Source organism: Bacteroides sp. Ga6A2 (genome assembly GCF_000702225.1).
Taxonomy (GTDB): domain Bacteria; phylum Bacteroidota; class Bacteroidia; order Bacteroidales; family Bacteroidaceae; genus Ga6A1.
Genome location: NZ_JNKX01000008.1, coordinates 41,130 through 58,007, shown reverse-complemented (window position 1 = coordinate 58,007; position 16,878 = coordinate 41,130). Strand labels below are relative to the sequence as shown.

At 48.6% G+C, this 16,878-nt stretch carries 16 protein-coding genes and 1 tRNA gene; 9 read left to right on the top strand and 8 right to left on the bottom strand.

What is annotated here, in order from left to right; all coding sequences use genetic code 11:
• Positions 1-4: 4 nt before the first annotated feature.
• The 5 genes from thrS to T538_RS17510 form a co-directional block, all read right to left on the bottom strand.
• On the bottom strand, positions 5-1,948 hold the full coding sequence (gene thrS, locus T538_RS0101860) for a threonine--tRNA ligase (RefSeq protein ID WP_031531801.1): 1,944 nt from the start codon (positions 1,946-1,948) through the stop codon (positions 5-7).
• A gap of 91 nt (positions 1,949-2,039) precedes the next feature.
• A complete protein-coding gene (locus tag T538_RS0101855; protein WP_031531800.1) occupies positions 2,040-4,028 on the bottom strand; it encodes a tetratricopeptide repeat protein in 1,989 nt (662 codons plus the stop codon).
• Positions 4,029-4,058: 30 nt separating this feature from the next.
• Positions 4,059-4,616 (bottom strand): peptide deformylase, encoded by a 558-nt coding sequence (gene def / locus T538_RS0101850; protein ID WP_031531796.1) that lies wholly within the window; start codon positions 4,614-4,616, stop codon positions 4,059-4,061.
• 12 nt (positions 4,617-4,628) lie between these two features.
• Positions 4,629-5,072 carry a Holliday junction resolvase RuvX gene (gene ruvX, locus T538_RS0101845; protein ID WP_031531795.1) on the bottom strand — a complete coding sequence of 148 codons (444 nt, stop codon included), beginning with the start codon at positions 5,070-5,072 and terminating at the stop codon, positions 4,629-4,631.
• Between the two features lie 4 nt (positions 5,073-5,076).
• Entirely contained in the window at positions 5,077-5,859 is a 783-nt protein-coding gene (locus T538_RS17510; protein ID WP_155992949.1) for an SPOR domain-containing protein, read from the bottom strand.
• 192 nt (positions 5,860-6,051) lie between these two features.
• Here T538_RS17510 and T538_RS0101835 point away from each other — a divergent pair, with 192 nt between their 5' ends.
• From T538_RS0101835 to T538_RS0101805, 7 genes are all read left to right on the top strand, one after another.
• Positions 6,052-6,270 (top strand): YtxH domain-containing protein, encoded by a 219-nt coding sequence (locus T538_RS0101835; protein ID WP_031531793.1) that lies wholly within the window; start codon positions 6,052-6,054, stop codon positions 6,268-6,270.
• Positions 6,271-6,350: 80 nt separating this feature from the next.
• The gene (locus T538_RS0101830) at positions 6,351-6,725 is read left to right on the top strand and encodes a hypothetical protein (RefSeq protein ID WP_031531791.1); all 375 of its coding nucleotides are present in this window, start codon (positions 6,351-6,353) and stop codon (positions 6,723-6,725) included.
• The gene (locus tag T538_RS0101825) at positions 6,722-6,985 is read left to right on the top strand and encodes a hypothetical protein (RefSeq protein ID WP_031531790.1); all 264 of its coding nucleotides are present in this window, start codon (positions 6,722-6,724) and stop codon (positions 6,983-6,985) included. The genes T538_RS0101830 and T538_RS0101825 overlap by 4 nt, the downstream gene beginning before the upstream one ends.
• Before the next feature lie 17 nt (positions 6,986-7,002).
• On the top strand, positions 7,003-8,994 hold the full coding sequence (locus tag T538_RS0101820) for a fructose-bisphosphatase class III (protein WP_031531789.1): 1,992 nt from the start codon (positions 7,003-7,005) through the stop codon (positions 8,992-8,994).
• The gene (gene metF / locus T538_RS0101815; protein ID WP_031531787.1) at positions 8,994-9,941 is read left to right on the top strand and encodes a methylenetetrahydrofolate reductase [NAD(P)H]; all 948 of its coding nucleotides are present in this window, start codon (positions 8,994-8,996) and stop codon (positions 9,939-9,941) included. Before T538_RS0101820 ends, metF begins: the two co-directional genes overlap by 1 nt.
• Before the next feature lie 31 nt (positions 9,942-9,972).
• A complete protein-coding gene (metH, locus tag T538_RS0101810; RefSeq protein ID WP_031531785.1) occupies positions 9,973-13,374 on the top strand; it encodes a methionine synthase in 3,402 nt (1,133 codons plus the stop codon).
• A gap of 267 nt (positions 13,375-13,641) precedes the next feature.
• Entirely contained in the window at positions 13,642-14,322 is a 681-nt protein-coding gene (locus T538_RS0101805) for a flavodoxin family protein (protein WP_051655824.1), read from the top strand.
• A 78-nt stretch (positions 14,323-14,400) separates the two neighbouring features.
• Here T538_RS0101805 and T538_RS0101800 read toward each other — a convergent pair whose 3' ends face one another.
• From T538_RS0101800 to T538_RS0101790, 3 genes are all read right to left on the bottom strand, one after another.
• Positions 14,401-15,174, bottom strand: a complete 774-nt coding sequence (locus T538_RS0101800; protein WP_031531782.1) for a Cof-type HAD-IIB family hydrolase — start codon at positions 15,172-15,174, stop codon at positions 14,401-14,403.
• A 59-nt stretch (positions 15,175-15,233) separates the two neighbouring features.
• A tRNA-Lys gene (locus T538_RS0101795) sits at positions 15,234-15,306 on the bottom strand.
• Between the two features lie 124 nt (positions 15,307-15,430).
• Complete coding sequence (locus T538_RS0101790; RefSeq protein WP_031531780.1) at positions 15,431-16,234, bottom strand: DnaJ domain-containing protein; 804 nt, start codon at positions 16,232-16,234, stop codon at positions 15,431-15,433.
• A 174-nt stretch (positions 16,235-16,408) separates the two neighbouring features.
• Here T538_RS0101790 and T538_RS0101785 point away from each other — a divergent pair, with 174 nt between their 5' ends.
• Positions 16,409-16,609 carry a DUF4250 domain-containing protein gene (locus tag T538_RS0101785; RefSeq protein WP_031531779.1) on the top strand — a complete coding sequence of 67 codons (201 nt, stop codon included), beginning with the start codon at positions 16,409-16,411 and terminating at the stop codon, positions 16,607-16,609.
• Positions 16,610-16,861, top strand: a complete 252-nt coding sequence (locus T538_RS0101780) for a hypothetical protein (RefSeq protein WP_031531777.1) — start codon at positions 16,610-16,612, stop codon at positions 16,859-16,861. It begins immediately after the preceding gene.
• Positions 16,862-16,878 lie beyond the last annotated feature (17 nt).

The following is a 16,878-nucleotide window of genomic DNA, read 5'->3' as shown; positions in this document are numbered from 1 at the left end:
AAAGTTAGAAATTTTTTGTCATTTCACGAACTTCTTCGCAGATTTTCTTTGCAAAATCTTCATATTTCATTGAACCGAGGTCTTCTCCGCCCTGTTTTCTCACAGAAACCTTACCCTCAGCAACTTCCTTCTCACCAACTATAAGCATGTAAGGGATGCGCTTCATCTCGTTGTCGCGAACCTTACGTCCAATCTTCTCGTTACGGTCATCGATAACGGCACGGACATCATACTGAGCAAAATACTCCTGAAGTTTCTGTGCGTAATCGTTGAACTTTTCTGAGATTGGCAGAATTGAAACCTGATTTGGAGTCAACCACAACGGGAAGTGACCAGCTGTGTGCTCTATAAGAACGGCTGTGAATCGCTCCAATGAGCCGAATGGCGCACGATGAATCATCACAGGCGTCTTTTTCTGGTTATCCTCGTCGGTATACTCCAACTGGAAGCGCTTAGGCAGGTTGTAATCCACCTGAATAGTACCCAACTGCCAACGACGGCCGATGGCATCCTTGATCATGAAGTCGAGCTTAGGACCATAGAAGGCAGCCTCGCCGTATTCTACCTTTGCAGCCAAGCCCTTTTCTGCGCAAGCCTCCTGGATGGCTTTCTCTGCCAATGCCCAGTCTTCATCGCTACCAACATACTTCTCGTGGTTGTTTGGATCGCGGAGTGAAATCTGTGCTTCAAAGTTAAAGCCAAAGGCAGAAAGCACTACATTGATGATGTCCATCACGTTGAGGAACTCCTGCTTCACCTGGTCGGGACGGCAGAACAAGTGGGCATCATCCTGAGTGAACGAGCGTACACGGGTCAAGCCGTGCAACTCACCGCTCTGCTCATAGCGATATACAGTACCGAACTCTGCGATACGCAGAGGCAGATCCTTATATGAACGAGGCTTCGAAGCGAAAATCTCACAGTGGTGAGGACAGTTCATAGGCTTCAACAGATACTCCTCGCCCTCCTCAGGGGTGTTGATTGGCTGGAACGAGTCTTTGCCATAGTGATCCCAGTGACCAGAAGTAACGTAGAGATTCTTTGAGCCGATATGTGGAGTGATAACCTCCTGATAGCCGTAACGTTTCTGAACCTTGCGTAGGTGATCCTGCAAACGCAAACGCATATCGGTACCCTTTGGCAACCAGATTGGCAGGCCCTTACCTACTTTTTCAGAGAACATAAAGAGTTCCATCTCCTTGCCAATCTTGCGGTGGTCACGCTTCTTGGCTTCCTCCAGCATTACAAGATACTCGTCGAGCATCTTCTTTTTTGGGAACGAGATACCATACAGACGCTGCATCTGCTCACGAGTAGCATCGCCACGCCAGAAAGCACCAGCGACGCTGGTCAACTTGATGGCCTTAATCTCGCCGGTATCCACAAGGTGCGGACCACGGCAGAGGTCGGTAAAGTTACCCTGGGTATAAGTGGTGATAGTGCCATCTTCAAGGTCCTGTTCAATGTGCTCGCACTTGTAAGTCTGACCATCGGCAGCAAACTCCTTCAGAGCATCGGCCTTAGCCACCTCCTTGCGAACCACAGGCTCCTTCTTAGAGGCCAGTTCACGCATCTTGTTCTCAATAGTAGCGAAATCGCTCTCCTTGATGCTCTCGCCATTTGGCAGCAACACATCATAGAAGAAACCGCTCTCTACAGCAGGACCGAAACCGAACTGAATGCCAGGATACAATTCCTGAAGTGCTTCAGCCAGCAAGTGGGCAGAGGTGTGCCAAAATGTGTGCTTACCCTGCTCGTCCTCGAACTTATAGAGCTCAATCTTTGCGTCCTCGTTGATAGGACGGTTCAACTCCACCGTTTCGCCATTCACGCCGCAGGCTACCACGCTGCGTGCCAGAGCAGGCGAAATACTCTCGGCAATCTGAAGTCCAGTTACGCCCTGTTCATACGAGCGAACAGATCCGTCTGGAAATGTAATTTTTATCATAATTAAATTTATATTCTCAAATTCAATTCGCAAAATTAACTAACTTTTCGTTTTCACACACTATTTTAGCGTAAAAAAAACATTTTAAATGTTAATTTTGTTTTTTCTTCATTTCGATATTATACTTTTTTATAAGGCTATATGCAGAATACAAGCCCATCTCGCCCGCCTTGCTAAGGTCGGCAACACCCTTTTCTATGTGATTTGTCTTGATGTAAACCAATCCCCGGTTGTAATATGCCTCGGCTAAGTTACGGTCGAGGGCGATGGCGTGGTCGTAATCGGCAATGGCAGCCGGATAGTTCTGCATCTCTGCCAACACATTGCCTCTATTATAATAGGTATAGGCGAATGTCGGGGAAATACGGATAGCCTCGTCCAAATCCTTCAGAATGAGTTTGTATTCGAGTTGGGCTATCGCGCTCTGCTCTTTTGCCTGCTCAGGAGCTGCACTCTTCATCTTTTTGAATCGGACTACAGCCCTCATGAAATAGCCAAGAAGATTACGATTGTCGCGTGCAATGCAACTGTCGGCATCTGCCATTGCGCTTTCGAAATCCATTAGTTGCGCATAATCGGCAGCACGGGCAAAATAACGCATAGCACTACCTCCATCCTTCAGAATAGCCCTTGTCTGCGCATCGACATCTTCCTGATGCAAAGCAATTTGTTCTTCTGTCATACTTGCCTCATCTCCTGAAATGTACATCTTCTCAGGGAGAATGTAGAGGGCATTCAGAGCATCTACGACGCTGTTGTAGTAGATGGAGTTATGCACTTCGGATTTTTTCGGGTAGAATGTAAGGACGAACATCGGCAGAAAACTTGAATTAGCCTTGTTTTCCTGAACTCTTCCGCGATATGCGCTGGCATAATGCTGAATTGTCTCGTCGTTGTCGTCTTCGACAAGTTGTTCGTACTCGTTGAGGTTGCGCGACGATTTTTTTCTTGTCTTCGTCTTAACCCTCACGTTGTTGCCGCCGTACATCATATTGAAGTTGTACTTCACGAGTTTGAATTCATCGGCAGCCGCACCCTTCGTGTCGCCCACCTTCTTTCGGGCCTGAGCACGCATGTGATAGCCTTCCCAGAAGTTCGGATATTCTTTCAGAACCTTGGAATAGTCGCGGATTGCGGCATGATAGTCGCCGGTTGCATCGAGCAGTCGGGCACGATTGAAGAGGGCGAACATATTGTCGGGTTCAATCTGAAGGACGAAGTTAAAATCCTCGATGGCTCTGTTGTCATCGCCAACATAAGCCCTCAACATTCCTCGGTTGTAGTGTCCAAGGAAATTCTTCGGGTCGATGTCGAGGGCGATATCGTAGTCTTCCATCGCTCCGCGGTAGTTGTCCTGATGATAGCGGCACAGCGCGCGGTCGATGTAGTTGTTTGCATTTTTCGAATTCAGATGGATGGCTTGGTCGAAATCAGCCTCGCCTTCCTTGTATTTCTTTCGGGCAAGACGAAGTGCTCCGCGAACGCTCCACGCATCGGCATCGTAAGGGTTCAGCTCGAGCGACTTGCTCAGGTTTTCTTCTGCCTTGATGGTATCTTGCCGCTGCAAGGCAAGTTGTGCCTTGAGCGTGAAAGCCTTCGAATATTTAGGCCACTTACCTATTATCACGTTGAGAGTCGAATCGGCCTGATTGTATTGCTTTGCGTTGAGATAGCAGATAACCAAGTCGTGCCAGATAGTCTGATTGTCGGGATCGTTTCGGGTTATGTTCGAGTAATCCTGTGCCGCCCCGTCGAAATTGTTCATGTTTATTCGTGCCAAGCCTCTGATGTTGTATGTCGTAACGACAAACGGATTGCGTTCTATCGCCATCGTGCAGTCAGCCTCGGCACCCTTATAGTCGCCAAGATAGAACTTGGCAAGTCCTCTCAGGTAATACGGCTCGTAAAGATAAGGTTTGGCACTTATCACCTGATTGAAATATTGAATTGAAACCACATAGTCCTCGTAATACATGGCATTGCGTCCCATGCGCGTAACACGTTCTGTATTTATCTGCGCCACGGCGGCAACAGACACATACAGAAACAATGCTACGAAGGATATGTATCTTCTGAACATCAGATTTTTTCTTATAATTGAAGGTATAGGTTATTTTTTGTTGTGTACAGTCTTGTAGTTGCAGTGAACTTTTCCTTTCACAAGATTCTGCACCTTGCTCTTTATCATCTGCTTTCTCAAGCCTGAAAGATGGTCGATGAAGACCTTTCCGTCGAGGTGGTCGAACTCGTGCTGCATTACTCTTGCAAGGAAGCCGCCAACCCACTCGTCGTGTTCCTTATAGTTCTCGTCGATATATCTGACGCGAATTTTAGTCGGACGCTTTACCGGCTCATGGATTCCCGGCAGACTCAGACAGCCTTCTTCCATCGACTCCATTTCGTCGTTTGTCTCGATAATCTCCGGATTTATATAAGCATGAAGAAAGCCCTTGTATTCGGGATAGTCTTCAGAAATAACATCAAGGCCGATAACAGCCAAACGGATGTCGAGTCCCACCTGAGGCGCAGCCAGTCCAACACCGTCGGCGTGCAGCATTGTTTCGTACATGTTCTTTATCAGTTCCTGCAAATCAGGATAATCTGTTGTAATTTCCTCAGCCTCTTTGCGAAGAACCGGCTGACCTAATACATAAATCGGTAATATCATCTTGTATGTTAATTATTTTAAACCTGAAAAATCTAATTCGGAGCAGCGTTTGCTCTCCATATAGCCCTGCAAAATTATTGTTGCGCTGATTTCATCAACCAGCCCTTTGTTCTGTCTTTGTTTCTTTTTCAGACCGCCGTCGAGCATTGCTTGATGCGCAAGAACCGATGTAAACCGTTCATCGAAATACTCAATCGGAAGATTCGGGTAGAGTTTCTTCAATCGGTTCACGAAGGGCTCAATCCTCTTCATGTTTTCCGAAGGTTCGCCGTTTGTCTGCTTCGGCAGTCCTACGACAATGCGCTCAACATCTTCCTTCTTCATGTAATCGGCAAGAAAGTCGAGCAACGTGCTCGTCTCGACCGTACACAATCCGTTTGCTATGAGTTTGAGCGTATCGGTAACGGCTATGCCCGTTCGCTTCTTGCCATAGTCGATAGAAAGAATGCGTCCCATCGGTTTACTTGTTTATGAGAATCCACGCCGTTGGATATTTTTCTGCCAGACTTGCCTTTGCTTGGTCGGCATCGGCGCGGTTGTCTGATGTCATGGCAAGAACTCGGTACATATTCTTTGACAAGTCGAGGACGATGGTTGCAGCATATCCGTACTGCGACAGCTCGCGGAACAGATTCTGTGCGTTAGCCTGACTGCCGAACGCGCCACAAGCCACACTATACATCTTCAGCGGAGTGCCGTCGACAAGTTGATACTTGCCGTTGCCCGAAACGATTGGAGTCGTTGGCTGCTGAGTCTGAGTCTGCGCCACTGCTGGCTTTGCAGGCTGAGGTGCGCTGTAACTCTGTGCCGTTGGTGCTGGAGGTGTTGTTGCCGCCGGTCTCTGTGCAGGCTGCTGATAAGCCATCTGCTGGGCAGTAGTGGTTTGCTGATAAACTTGCTGTTGAACAGGCTGCTGGTAAGTCTGCTGCTGAACAGGCTGCTGATAAGTCTGTTGCTGCACCGGTTGCTGATAAACTTGCTGTTGAACAGGCTGCTGGTAAGTCTGCTGTTGAACAGGCTTGGTTTCGGTAACCACAGGAGTCGTGACAACCGGAGTAGTAACCACCGGCGTCTGCGTAACAACTGGAGTTTGGGTATACGAATTGTATTCCCTCTTCTGTTCTGCAACCTCGCGCTCTTTTGCTTTTTCGTATGCCTTCTTATACGCAATCTTCTGAGAGTTACAAGCCGTAAATCCCAAGACGATGCAAAATGTACAACCTATCGACCAATATTTGTTCATAATTATAATTTACAACAAAAACAATGTTTTTATAAAGCCATTTGCAAAAATAACTCAACAAAACGGTTCAAACGAATAATTTCCGAATAAAATTCGCTATTTTTCACTAATAACGAAAAAATATCTTCAAAAATATTATCCTATTCAAAAAAAAAAGTACCTTTGCTAAATAGAACATAAAAAATAATAAATATGAAAGCATTAAATGTACTGGCTGCCTTCATAGGCGGCGCTGCAGTAGGCGCAGCACTTGGAGTGCTTTTCGCTCCAGAGAAGGGTTCTGACACTCGCGAGAAGATCGCAGAGGCTTTGCGCAAGAAAGGCATCAAGCTGAGCAAGGAAGATTTCGAGGACCTTGTTTCGGACATCAAGAAAAAGTTCGAGAAAGAGCCTGAAGAGGATTTGGCATAAGATTTACACACATATTTTAGCACCTGAATAGAACGTTTAGGTGCTATTATATTTAACTGCTGAACCCTAAATTTATCATTATGTCGAAATACGATAATACTGTTGATAATCTTCAACAACTTGTAGAAGAACTGAAGAACTATCTCAAGTTGTACAAACAATACACCCAACTGCAGTTGGTCGAAAAGTTGACGCTTCTGCTGTCGGCACTCATTACGGGCACAATCGTACTTGTACTCGTGCTGTGCGTGCTATTCTACATGTCGTTTACCATAGCCTACATGATAGCTCCGCTTGTTGGCGGACTTGCCATGGCATTCGGCATCATAACGCTTGCGCTCCTGCTGCTTCTGCTGCTGGTTTTCTTCAACAAGCAGAGGCTGATAATCAGGCCCGTAACGCGAATACTTGCCAACATTCTGCTTTCATCTAACGAAGAAGAGGATAAGTTATGACGGAAAAAAACAAAGAGACTAAAGATATATCACTCGAATACATTCAGCAAGAAAAGGAACGAGTGAAAGCATTGCTCGATAAATCGCAGGAAAGACTGAAGGACATCAGCCAGAAACTTATATCGCCGCCAAAGCCAAAGGACAAGCGCGAGCAGGTGGCTGCGCTCGTTGGCAACGCCTTCACCATTTTCGACGGCGTGATGATAGGCATAAAAGTTACGCAACACTTACGAAGTCTTTTCGGCAAAAACAGAGGTTAAAACAAAACGATTCTACTATGGTTAAAGCAACAACGACTTCCAAAGAGATTACAGAAGATATTAGATATTTGAACCTGTTGGCACAGAATTTTCCGACCATTGCCGACGCAAGCACCGAGATTATAAATCTTGAAGCAATTCTTAATTTACCAAAGCCTACAGAGCATTTCATAGCCGATCCGCACGGAGAATACGAGGCATTCAAGCATGTGCTGAAGAACGCTTCAGGAAACATAAAGAGAAAGGTTAACGAACTGTTCGGAAACTCGATACGCGAGAGTGAAAAGAAGGAACTCTGCACGCTGATTTATTATCCGGCAAAGAAACTCGAACTCGTAAAGATTGAAGACCCGAACATAAACGACTGGTACCTGACGACGCTTAACATGCTCGTGAAGGTGTGCCAGAACGTATCGAGCAAATATACCCGCTCAAAGGTGAGAAAGTCGCTCCCCGACGAATTTTCGTACATCATCGAGGAACTTCTGCACGAAAGTCTCGAAGAGAAGAACAAACACGACTATGTGAACGTAATCATCAGCACGATTGTTAAGACAGGCCGTGCCGACGACTTCATAATTGCCATGTGCCGACTAATACAGCGTCTGGCAATAGACAAACTCCATCTTGTGGGCGACATCTACGACCGCGGTCCGGGAGCACACATAATAATGGACGTTCTGTGCAAGTATCACAACTTCGACATCCAGTGGGGAAACCACGATATTGGCTGGATTGGAGCAGCCGCCGGAAACGACTGCAACATCTTCAACGTGCTCAGACTGAGCCTCAGATATGCCAATCTTGCAACGCTCGAAGACGGATACGGAATTAACCTTCTGCCGCTCGCAACATTCGCCCTCGATGCTTACAAGGACGACGACTGCAAGGTTTTCTATCCAAAAGTAAGCCAGGAAGATACGCACGACGAGAAGACTCGCCAGCTGATTGCAAAGATGCACAAGGCGGCGAGCATCATCCAGTTCAAACTCGAGGCAAAGTTGATTGACCGTCATCCCGAATGGAAGATGGACGACCGCAAACTTCTGCACCACATCGACTTTGAACGCGGCGTGATAACCATAGCCGGCAAGGAATACGAGATGAGAGATTCAGTATTCCCTACCATCGACCCGGCAAATCCTTACGAACTAACAGAGGAGGAAAAAGATGTAGTGAGCCGCATTCACCACTCGTTCCGCGTGAGCGAGAAACTGAAGCAGCACGTCCGCTGCATGTTCCACCACGGCGCAATGTTTACGATTTGCAACAGCAACCTTCTGTTCCACGCGTCTATTCCGATGAATGCCGACGGAACATTCAAGGACGTTTTCGTTGAGGACAAGCGCTATCACGGCAAGGCTCTTTTGGAGAAGATAGACCAGCTTGTGCGCTCGGCATTCAACAATGATACCGATATTGAACAGAAGCAGTACGACATCGACTATATGTACTACTTGTGGTGCGGAAAGGATTCTCCGCTGTTCGATAAGGAAAAGATGACAACCTTTGAACGCTACTTCGTAAGCGACAAGGAACTTTACAAGGAAGAGAAAGGCGCATACTACGCCCTGCGCAACAAAGAAGAAATCGTCGACATGATTCTGGACGAGTTTGACGTTAAGGGCAAGCACCGCCACATCATAAACGGACACGTTCCGGTAAAAGCCGGCTCGGGCGAATGTCCGGTTAAGGCCAACGGAAAACTGCTTGTCATCGACGGCGGATTCTCGAAGGCTTATCAGCCAGAAACGGGCATCGCCGGATACACTCTTGTGTACCACTCTCGCGGACTCGAACTGGTTCAGCATCAGCCATTCACATCAACAGAAGACGCCATAAAATCAGGAACGGACATCCGTTCTACAAGACAGATTGTTGAGATGAACAGCCACCGCATGATGGTGCGCGACACAGACAAGGGTGCAGAACTCATTGAACAAATCAACGAGCTGTACAAACTTCTGCATGCCTACAGAAACGGATTCATAAAAGAAAAAATCAAATAATGACTGTAACAGAGATTTTACGAAACACCGACAAAACACTATTCTCGTTCGAGGTCTTGCCACCTCTGCGAGGCAAGAGTATCGAACAGATTTACAAGACGATAGACCGTCTGATTGATTTCAATCCGGCATTCATCGAGATTACTACCCACCGTAACGACTATGTGTACAAAGAGGTAAAGAAAGACATCTACAAACGAGTGGAAGAGCGTCTGCGCCCGGGAACCGTTGCCATTGCCTACGCAATAAAGCAGAAATACAACATTCCAGTAGTTCCCCACATCATCTGCTCGGGATATTCGCAGCAGGAAACCGAGAACGAACTGTTCGACCTCTCATTCCTCGACATCCTCGACCTTCTGGTGCTGCGAGGCGACAAGTCGAAGCAAGACAGCCGCTTCATTCCGAAAGAAGGCGGTCTGCGCTACGCAAGCGAGTTGTGCCAGCAGATAAACGACTTTAACAACGGTAAACTGGTCTACGGCGGTCAGCACGAACTTCCGCATCAGTTCTCTTACGGCGTTGCCGGATATCCGGAAAAGCACGAGGAGGCGATGAACATGACTGTCGACATCCAAGCCCTGAAGAAGAAGGTTGAACTCGGCGCAGGCTACATCGTTACGCAAATGTTCTTCGATAATCAGAAATACTTCGACTTCGTGAAACGATGCCGCGAGGTGGGCATAAACGTGCCTATCGTTCCAGGACTGAAGCCGCTGAGCACGATAAACCATCTGACGATGCTTCCGCGAACATTCCACATTGATTTTCCTGAAAAACTGTCGCAGAAACTGGCAAAATGCCAGAACAACGACGATGTGAAAGAGGTTGGAATTGAATGGTGCATAGAGCAATGCCGCGAACTGCGCGAGCACGATGTTCCGTCACTGCACTTCTACACAATGAACGCGGCGGCTCAGATTGAAACCATCATGAAAAATCTGTAACCACAAGAAAAACAACACACAAAAGAAAATAATGACATTAAGAGAAGCCTTTTCTGAAAAAATAATGCTGCTCGACGGCGGTATGGGCTCGTTGCTGATGAAGGGAAACAACGACCAACTGTCCATCGCGCAGCCCGAACTGATTCTTGACATTCACCGCCGTTACGTTGCGGCTGGAGCCGACATCCTCACCACCAACACATTCTCATCGCAGCGCGTTTCGCAGCACGAATATCATCTCGAAGACAAGATTGACGAACTGAACCGCGCAGCAGCCCGACTTGCCCTGAAAGCCGCCTCAGAAGCCAAAGGACGAAAGGTTTTCGTGCTCGGCGATGTAGGCCCTACGAGCAAGATGCTCTCGATGAGCGACGATGTGAACGACCCGTCGGCACGCGCCATATCGTTCGACGAACTCGAAGATGCGTACCTTGAACAGATAAAGGCTCTGATAGAAGAAGGCGTTGACGGCATTCTTGTCGAAACTATTTTCGATACGCTCAATGCCAAGGCAGCCATCAGCGCATTTCTGAAATGCAAGCATCTGTCGCCAAACGATGCCGAGCCCGAAATTCTGCTTTCGATGACCGTGAGCGATGCTTCGGGCAGAACGCTGAGCGGTCAGACTGTCGAGGCCTTCGTCACTTCCGTGGCACACGCAAATCCGCTATGCGTTGGTCTGAACTGCGGTCTTGGAGCCGACGGAATGATTCCTTATCTGCGCCAGATGGCTGAATGTGCACCTTGCTACATCAGCTGTCACCCTAATGCCGGACTGCCAAACCAGTTTGGCGGATACGACGACACGCCCGAAGACATGGTTTCGCAGATGCAGCCCTACTTTGGCGAACATCTTGTAAACATGATTGGCGGCTGCTGCGGAACAACGCCCGAGCACACCGCCGCTATGCGTCAGATGATTGACGCTCTTCCGGCTGACTATCAGCACCGACAGCCAAAACCACACGACGGCGCGCTGCATTTGGCAGGCCTCGAACCGCTCGTTGCCGACGCCAAAACGTTCGTAAAGGTAGGCGAGCGATGCAACGTTGCCGGAAGCCGAAAATTCCTTCGTCTGATTGGCGAAAAGAACTACGACGAGGCTCTTACCATTGCCCGAAAGCAGATTGAGGACGGCGCAATGGTAATAGATATAAATATGGACGACGGACTTTTGGAGGCTGGCGAGGAGATGAAGAAATTCCTGAATCTTCTGGCATCCGACCCTTCAATCAGCCGCGTGCCGATAATGGTCGATTCATCGCGCTTCGAGGTTATTGAACAAGGTCTGAAATGCTGTCAGGGAAAATGCATCGTAAACTCTATAAGCCTGAAACTCGGCGAGGAGGATTTTCTGGAGCACGCAAAGGTTGTGAAGCGACTCGGAGCGGCCGTAATCGCCATGTGCTTCGACGAGAACGGACAGGCAACCGACTACGACAGCCGCGTGCGGATATGCAGCCGAATGTACCGTCTGCTTACCGAGAAGGTCGGCTTCCTTCCCGAAGACATAATTTTCGACCCTAACGTGCTGACCATCGCCACCGGAATGGCTGAGCACGCCGCATACGCCGCCGATTTCATTCGCGCAACCCGATGGGTCAAGGACAATCTGCACGGGGCGCGCGTCTCGGGCGGACTATCCAACCTCTCGTTCGCCTTCCGCGGAAACAACTATCTGCGCGAATCAATGCACTCAGTATTCCTTCATCATGCCATACCAAACGGCATGGGCATGGCCATAATGAATCCGGCAACCGAAGTAGACTATTTCAGCATCGAGCCTAATCTTGCGCTGGCAATAACCGAGGTTATTCTGAACACCTATCCCGAGGCGAGCGACAAACTCATTGAGATGGCGCCGTCAATCGTTCCGGCGGAAAAGAAAAAGGAAGTTGTAAAAAAGGCTGCGCCCGAGAACGAAGTGCCCGACGTTGACGTTCAGGCTCTTCTCGACAAGGGAATGCCGCCGCTCGAGATAATCTCCGGTCCGCTTATGGACAGAATGAACCGCGTAGGCGAACTCTTCGGTGCAGGAAAGATGTTTCTTCCGCAGGTTGTAAAAGCGGCACGCGACATGAAAAAATCCATCGGAATACTTCAGCCTTACATCGAGAAAGGACAGGATACCAACAGCGCCGGCTGCGGAAAGATTCTGATTGCAACCGTAAAGGGCGACGTTCACGACATTGGCAAAAACATCGTCGGAGTAATCCTCTCGTGCAACGGATTCGACGTTATCGACCTTGGCGTAATGGTTCCGACGGAGACGATTATACAAACCGTAAAGGAGCAGAATATCGACATTGTGTGTCTCTCGGGCCTCATCACTCCGAGCCTTGAGGAGATGTGCACCGTTGCATCTGCCATGCAAGAAGCCGGAATGAAGATTCCGCTGATGGTGGGCGGTGCAACCACATCAGCCGTACACACGGCCATGAAGATTGCGCCTTGCTACGACGGTCCGGTGTTCCACGTCAGAGACGCGGCAAGCAATCCGGGCATAGCCATGCGTCTGCTCGACGAGGCTCAGCACGATGCCGTGGTAGAGGAAAACCAAACGGAACAGGAACGCATACGCAAGCAACAGGAACAGAAGCAGTTGCGCGAACAAGTTTGCTCGCAAACGCGCAAGAGTCTTGGCGAAACATCGCCTCTTGAACGCCGTCTTGTGGTTGACTGGAGCAAGCAGAAGCCTCACACGCCGCCGTTCTTCGGGGCAAGGCTGCACGAGGGCATCATGGTGCGCGACCTCATCCCGCTCATCGACTGGAACTATTTCTACTGGCCGTGGAAGGTTAAGGACGGCACGGAAGAGGCTCGCCAGCTAAAGGAGGAGGCTCTTGCCCTGCTTGCCGAACTGGCTGACGACAAGGCTTACGCCGCCCGAGTGATTCAGGCGTTCTACCCTGCCGAAGGACTCGACGACCGCATACACATAACGCTCAGAAAGAGCGAGCACGACAGCAACTGCCCTTGCTGCAACCAGAGCATCGACCTTGCCACTCCACGACAGAACCGCAACGAAGGCACTTGCCTTTCATTGTGCGACTACATAAACAACTGCGTTGGAGCATTTGCCTGCACCGTGAGCCAGACATTCGTAGACCGTCTTGAGAAACTGAAGAAAGAGCATGGTGCGAGCGACTACGACGCTCTTCTGCTGCAAACGGTTGGAGACCGACTGGCCGAGGCTGCCGCCGAATATCTAAGCCGCGAACTGAAGGAGAAGCACAACTGGGGCGGAATCCGTCCAGCCGTGGGCTACCCTTCTCTGCCCGACCAGCGCAGCATCTTCCAGATTGCCAAACTAATAGACTTTGGCAGCGTGGGCATCAGTCTTACAGAGAACGGCGCAATGTATCCGCAAGCATCTGTCTGCGGTCTGTACATTCCATACGAGGAGGCCGAATATTTCAGCGTAAAGCACTAATATTTAACATATCAGAATCTGCGTCCTCGGTGTCATATCTCGGCATCGAGGACGTTTTTTTCTGTCCTTCGGAATAAAATCAAACCGAAAAAGACGAGTTTTCATTCCGTTTTTGCTATATTCGCACAATGAACTTAATATGAATAAGATAACAGCGATTTTCAAAAACAAACGATTATGAACGACAAAACAGACAAAAATCAGAACATTTCGCGTCGCGATGCCCTGAAAAAGATGGGCGCACTCACGGCAACGGCAGCCATCAGCATGTCGGGAGTAGAGGCATTGGCTTCGACCGTAGGCTCATCGGGAGAGGCCAAGAAGAGTCTTAAAGTGCTGCTAATCAACGGCAGCGCACGACGAAATGGTAATACCTTCACCCTACTCTCCGAGATTGCCGGTCAGTTGAACAAGAATTCGATAGACAGCGAGATTGTAAACATCGGAAGCCTTCCTGTTCATGGCTGCATTGCCTGCGGACGATGCCATGCCGAGCACCTTGGCAGGTGTGTGTTCGACGATGATGTTTGCAACAAACTTCTCGACAAAATGGCAGAATGTGACGGCATAATCGTCGGCTCGCCAGTCTATTACGGACAGCCAGCCGGTCAGGTTCTCGCCGTGCTGCAAAGAATGTGCTACTCGGGCGGAGCAAAACTGCAAGGCAAGCCAGCCGCCGCCGTAACGGTATGCCGCCGCGGAGGAGCAACTGCCGCTTTCCAGACTCTGCAAATGCCTTTCCAGATGCTCAACATGCCTATCGTTACTTCGCAATACTGGAACATCGGCTACGGAACAGCCGAGGGCGAGGCTTCACAAGACGAAGAGGGCTTGCAGACCATGCGCACGCTTGCCGACAACATGGCTTATATGCTCAAGCAGTTTGCCTCCGGCTCAGCTAAACGTCCTGAAAGAGAGCGCGGTAAGTACACGAATTTTATAAGATAAACTAACGGTGCATCAAAAGTTTATAACAACTTGATGCACCGTTAAATATTCTTTTCTCCAAGATAAACTTCCTTTGAATTATATCCCCAAAAACCTAAAAGCCTTTTCTACGCCGTCGTTATCTACCGTGTCGGTTACATAATTGGCGGCAGCCTTAACCTCGTCGGTGGCATTGCCCATGGCTACACCCATCGGAACGTAGCGGAGCATGTTTATGTCGTTTCCACCGTCGCCAAAGGCTACTGTGCCTTCGAGCGGCAGACCATAATGGTCGAGCATCATCTGAATGCCGTGGCTCTTACTGTTGTTGCGCGCTATGATGTCGGTAAAAAACGGATGCCAGCGCATCGTGTCGCATCCCGGAAGGGCATTCGTCATCACCTCTTCCTGACGCTCTTCGGGAAAGAAGGCGATAATCTGCTCAACATTCTTGCCAAGGACATACTCTATCGGCTTAACCTCCTTTACGCTCACGTTGAGAAGACAGAAAACCTCGTCGGTCTCCTTGCTGAAAGCGGTGGCAAAAAGCCCCTGCGAAGTTGCAAAAGTAATTGGGAAAGGGTTAGACTTATGATATTCTACCAAGCTCTGCAAATCATTCTGACTTACATAGTCGCTGTAAAGCACGTTGCCCTTGGAGTCCTTGCAAACTGCACCGTTCACCATCACAATGCCGTCGTATTCGAGTCCGTCGAGATTATTGATGAAATACTGGGGTCTGCCCGTGGCTATAAAAATGCGGATGCCCTTCTTTCGGGCGCGCCTGATGGCAGCCAGAGTGCTTTCGGGAATGGTGTGCGTTTTGAACGATACCAGCGTGCCGTCGATATCAAAGAAAATAGAATGAATCATTTTTACCCTAATTACAGAAAAAGAAAAAGGCCAGCGGATAAATCCGATAGCCTTTTTTGTACGCTCTCAGGGGATCGAACCCTGGACCCACTGATTAAGAGTCAGTTGCTCTACCAACTGAGCTAAGAACGCATCTTGTTTTCAACATTCAGTTTCAACAACCTTACTGCTGAATTGCGGTGCAAAGATACTGCTTTTATCTGAATCTCCAAACTTTTTCTGGATTTTTTTGCAGAAAAATTAAAAAAAATAGCGGTTATTTCATTCCGCGAGCCTCGAAAATACGGTCTTTGGCCTCTACAATCTCCTTGAACTTCTTCTCGGCAGCCGCCTTAATGTCGTCGCCCAAAGTAGCCACCCTGTCGGGATGATGCTGAAGAACCATCTTCTTGTACGCTCTGCGCACTTCCTCGTCTGAAGCATCTGGCGAGATGCCGAGCACCTTGTAAGCCTCGTCGAGCGATGAGCCGCCAAGATTAAGCAACTGGCTTACGATGTTTACACCAAGGTTCATGCTCACGGCAATCATGCGGAGAGCGTCTATCTCGTCGTCGGTAACCTTGCCGTCTGCCTTACTAATCTCAACAAGGAAAGCCATGAGTTGGGTGCGCTGTTCAACGGTCATAACGCCTGCCATCTGCATACAGCACTGCGCTGTCTGGTTCTGCCAGTTATAATCGCCTATCTGCTTTTTCTGCGCAAACAGTTTTTTCAGAATCTCGTCACCCTCACGACTTGCATCCTCGCCGAACGTGTGTTTGAGGAAACCGCGCACATACTCCATCTCGCTGTGCATTATCCTGCCATCGGCAGCTATGACATGGGCTGCCAGAATCATCAGCGAGAAGAGGAAGCCGTTGCGTTCGGTCTGCTGCGCACGTGTTTTGTCATCGAACGCCGAATTTTTTCCGCCGTCGCCGTCTGTTCCGCCACCAAAGAAACTACTCTTTCCTGCGGATTCATCGTCGAACAAATAACCCAACACGAATCCAGCCAACGCACCTACCGGTCCGCCAAGAAAACTTCCAGCCAATAAACCAATCCACTTACCTTTAGCCATAACTCAGAATCTTTTTACGTTTTGCTGCGAATATACAAAAAAATTATTGTTATAAGCAAGCGATTTTGGCGCAAATTTTCACTACATTCGGTTTAGGACAGAAATAAACTGATTTAATTCGGTTATTTCGCCGAATCTTCATAACTTTGCATCCGGAATTTTCAAACACGCATTATGGAATATTTACCAAACGACCCAGCCATGCTGGTTTCAAGCATAAACATGCTTCTTCGCGATGATGAGTTCGACTCACTCGAATCACTCTGCTGCTATTTCGACCGCGAAATAGACGAGTTGAAGAAATATCTGTTCGAGAACGGATACGAATACAACGAATCGCAAAAGCAAATGCGTCCTGTGGGCATCGAGGCTTAGATGATTACGCGGCACAACATAGAAACGGCATACAGTTTCTTTCACCAGAAACTGAGGGTATATCAGTATTCAAACCTCGACTGGCAGAAAGATGACATTGAATATGCCATCTCGTCGTATATCGAGGACATGGACAAGGAACTATATGCCAAGATTTCGGACGGCAAGCCCAACTTTCTACTCGACCACACGCGGTTTAGCGAAGACATGGCGAAAGCCGTTGGCACAATGGAGGAAATGCTTGGATTATAGCAAACAAAAAAAGGGGG